Source organism: Actinophytocola sp., from assembly GCF_035712165.1.
Lineage (GTDB): Bacteria > Actinomycetota > Actinomycetes > Mycobacteriales > Pseudonocardiaceae > DASYTH01.
In genome coordinates this window covers 1-3246 of record NZ_DASTBH010000030.1, presented here as the reverse complement: position 1 = coordinate 3246, position 3246 = coordinate 1, and the positions used below count along the sequence as shown (strand labels likewise).

The window sequence follows — 3246 nt, the reverse complement described above, 5'->3', positions numbered from 1 at the left end:
GGGGTGTTTCGGTGGACCACCCCGCTGGGGTTTGAGCATGTGGTCGAACCGGACCCGGTCACCGATCCGGATCCCCCGCCCTTCTGACCACCCGCGCCGCGCCTGCGGCGCGCGGGCGGCGCCGCGCGCCCGCATCTTTCTATAAATTGATTTTGGTTTTTAAAGAAGCCGCGCCCGACCCTGCCCGGAGCGGGAGACCTGCCCGGTGCACGGCTGTGGGCAGGCCCCCAACCCCACAACCACGCACCCCTCAGGGGCTGTCCACAGCCGTGCACCGCAACGCCAGCCCCAACCCACCCAAAGGCGACCACATCGAGCGTCCCGTCCCCCGCCAGGGACCCGCAACCACTCCGACCCCTTTGCCGATCGTTGCAGTGGAAGGCGGCAATCAGGTGATCAGGAGGGAGGCCGAACGGAGCCTGGTGATCGGGTGGGCGTGCGGCGACGATGGGCCTTTCGGGCGGCGGGAGGTCTGATGGTGGAGCAAGAGGGGCGGCCGGGGTACGTACTCCGATTATTGGACCTGTTCGCCGAGTTCGGAGACCGGGACGCGATCGTCGGGATCGGATGGGAGGGCCGGTTCAGCTACACGCAGGCGCGGCAGACCGTGTTGGACTTCGCGGCGCGGTTGCGGGACGGGGAGTATCGGCCGGGGATGACGGTCGCCGTCGTGGTGGCTCATCCGCCGGAGGCGTCGTTGCTGCAGTTTGCCTTACACCTGCTGGGCTGTCGGACGGCTTGGGTGCAGGCGGACATGCCGCGACGGGACATCGACGACTACCTGGCACTCGCGCGGCCGGATCGGGTCATCTACGACACGCGGACCCGGCACGGGAAGGTGGGGGCGGCGCTGGCCGAAGGCTTGGGGGTGCCGGCGCACTGCCTGGGGCCGGGTGGGCTGGGGCCGGATCTGTTGGCGCCGGCCGCCGACACTGCGCCGTTCGACCTTGAAACGGTGCGGGGGGCGCCGGAGGCGATCTTCCAGACGACCGGGACCACGGGAATCGCGAAGCTGATCCGGCATGGGGCGGGGCTTTACGACCAGATGCTGGAGTTGGCCGAGGACTGGGCGCGGACCGAGGACACCCAGTTGCGGCAGTTCGTGCTGACCCCGATGTGGCATGCGGCGGGGCAGGCGATCACGATGCTCACGCTGGGGAGTGGGGGTGTGCTGTACGTCCTCTTTCAGTTCATCGCGCCGGAATACCTTGCGGCTATTGCGGAACACCGTCCCACCTCGATCCACGTGTCGCCGTTGATGCTGACCGAGATGCTTGATCATCCGGACTTCGACACGACGGACCTGAGCAGCCTTGAGCTGATCAACGTGGGGGGCGCGGCGGTGGCGCCGGCGCGGCTGCGGGAGATGTGCCGGCGGTTGGGGCCGGTGGTGCAGATCGCTTACGGGTTGAGCGAACTGCCTTACATCGCTTCATATCGGGGGATCGCCGAAGATCCCGAGCACCCGAACCGGCTCGGCTCGTGCGGGCCGCCATACGGTGACGTGCGGGTGGAGATCCGGGACGACGCCGGGACCGTCCTGCCCGCCGGGCAGGTGGGCGAGGTCTGGGCGCACAGCCGGTTGGCGTTTCTCGGGTACCTTGGGCGGCCGGAGCTGACCGAAGAGTCTCTTGTGGACGGTTGGGTGCGGACGCTGGACCACGGGTACCTCGACGAGGGCGGATATCTCCACCTGGTGGGCCGGCGTCAGGACATGATCGTCACCGGGCTCGGTGGCGACCGGATCTTCCCCCGGCTGATCGAGGAGGAGCTCGCCACCCACCCGGCGGTCCGGGCGGCCGTGGTGATCGGTGTCCCGCACGACGACCTCGGCGAGTCGGCGCACGCCTTCGTGCTGACCAACGACAACGCCGTCACCGCCGATGAGCTCTCCGCACTGGTGCACGAACGGCTCGGCCGGATGTCGGTCCCGCAGTCCTACGACTTCGTCGACGACCTGCCGCGCACCCCCAACGGCAAGGTGGACGTCAAACGGCTCAAGGCCGGTTGGCACGCGGCGCACACCCCGGCCCGATCAGGGTGACCGCCCGCCGGGCCGGCCTGGTCGCGCTGCTGGCGGCGAGCCTCATCTCCACGCTCGGCAGCATGATGTCCCTGGTGGCCATCCCCTGGCTGGTGCTGACCACCACCGGCAGCCCCGCCGACATGGGGCTCATCGTCGCCGCCGGCACCGTTCCCTACCTGGCATCCAGCGTGTTCGGCACCCCGCTCGCCGACCGGATCGGCATGCGCGCCACCGCGATCACCGCCGACACGGTCAGCGCGCTGGCCACGGCCGCCATCGCGATCAGCCCGGACATCGGGTTGCCCACGATCGCCGCGATGGTCGGGATCTCCGGTCTGGTCCGCGGAGTCGGCGACCGCACCAAGCACGTGCTGTTGCGGCCGGCGGCGGAGCAGGCGGGCGCGCCGATGCCGCGGGTGACCAGCCTCTACGACGGGCTGACCAACGTGGCCACCCTCGCCGGCGCCCCGGTCGGCGGGCTGATCGTGTTCTGGGTGGGCCCGCAGGGCGCGGTGCTGGTGGACGCGATGTCCTTCGCGGCCTCGGCGGTCCTGGTGGCCGTCCTGACCCGGCCGGGCCTGGAACCGCAGGCGGCGGCCGACCCCGAGCGGTACCTGCCGGCGCTCCTGGCCGGCACCCGCCAGCTCGGCCGGGACCGGTTGCTGCTCATCATGGTCGGCACGATCTTCTTCGCCAACGTGGTGAACCAGGCCACCGGCTCGGTGTTCGTCCCGCTGTGGGTGTCCGAGGAGCTGCACTCACCGGCCGCACTGGGCCTGGTCTTCGGCGCCGTGTCGGCCGGCGCGGTGCTGGGCAACCTGGTGTTCACCGCACTGGCGGTCAAACTGTCCCGGTACGTGGTGTTCGCGGTGGGCATGCTGATCAGCGGCGCGCCGCGCGTCCTGGTCCTCGGGGTCTCCGACCAACTCGCGGTGGTGCTGACCGTGTCGTTCCTGTGCGGGGTAGCGGTCTCCGCGGTCAACCCGATCTTCGGCGCGACGCTGTACCAGCGGGTTCCGGACGAGTTCCAGACGAGGGTGTTCGGCCTGGTCGCGGCGATCTGTTACGCCGGGTTCCCGATCGGAGGCGCGCTCGGCGGCCTCGCCGTGGCCGCATTCGGCCTGCACACGGCGATCCTGCTGGCCGGCGGCCTCTACCTGCTGGCCACCCTGGTGCCCCTGCTGCGGTACCGCGCGTCGCGAACCCGGTGCGCCCCGGAT

2 protein-coding genes are annotated in these 3246 nt (G+C 70.3%); both read left to right on the top strand.

What is annotated here, in order from left to right; all coding sequences use genetic code 11:
- Positions 1–475: 475 nt before the first annotated feature.
- The gene (locus tag VFO68_RS01595) at positions 476–2044 is read left to right on the top strand and encodes a class I adenylate-forming enzyme family protein (protein WP_325156304.1); all 1569 of its coding nucleotides are present in this window, start codon (positions 476–478) and stop codon (positions 2042–2044) included.
- Positions 2041–3246 (top strand): MFS transporter (locus tag VFO68_RS01590; RefSeq protein WP_325156303.1); only part of this gene is annotated, 1206 nt, incomplete at its 3' end. The genes VFO68_RS01595 and VFO68_RS01590, both read left to right, overlap by 4 nt.

Bases quoted from the DNA above. Each gene is read 5' to 3' on its own strand.
- VFO68_RS01595 (WP_325156304.1), top strand. From the start codon at position 476: ATGGTGGAGCAAGAGGGGCGGCCGGGGTACGTACTCCGATTATTGGAC.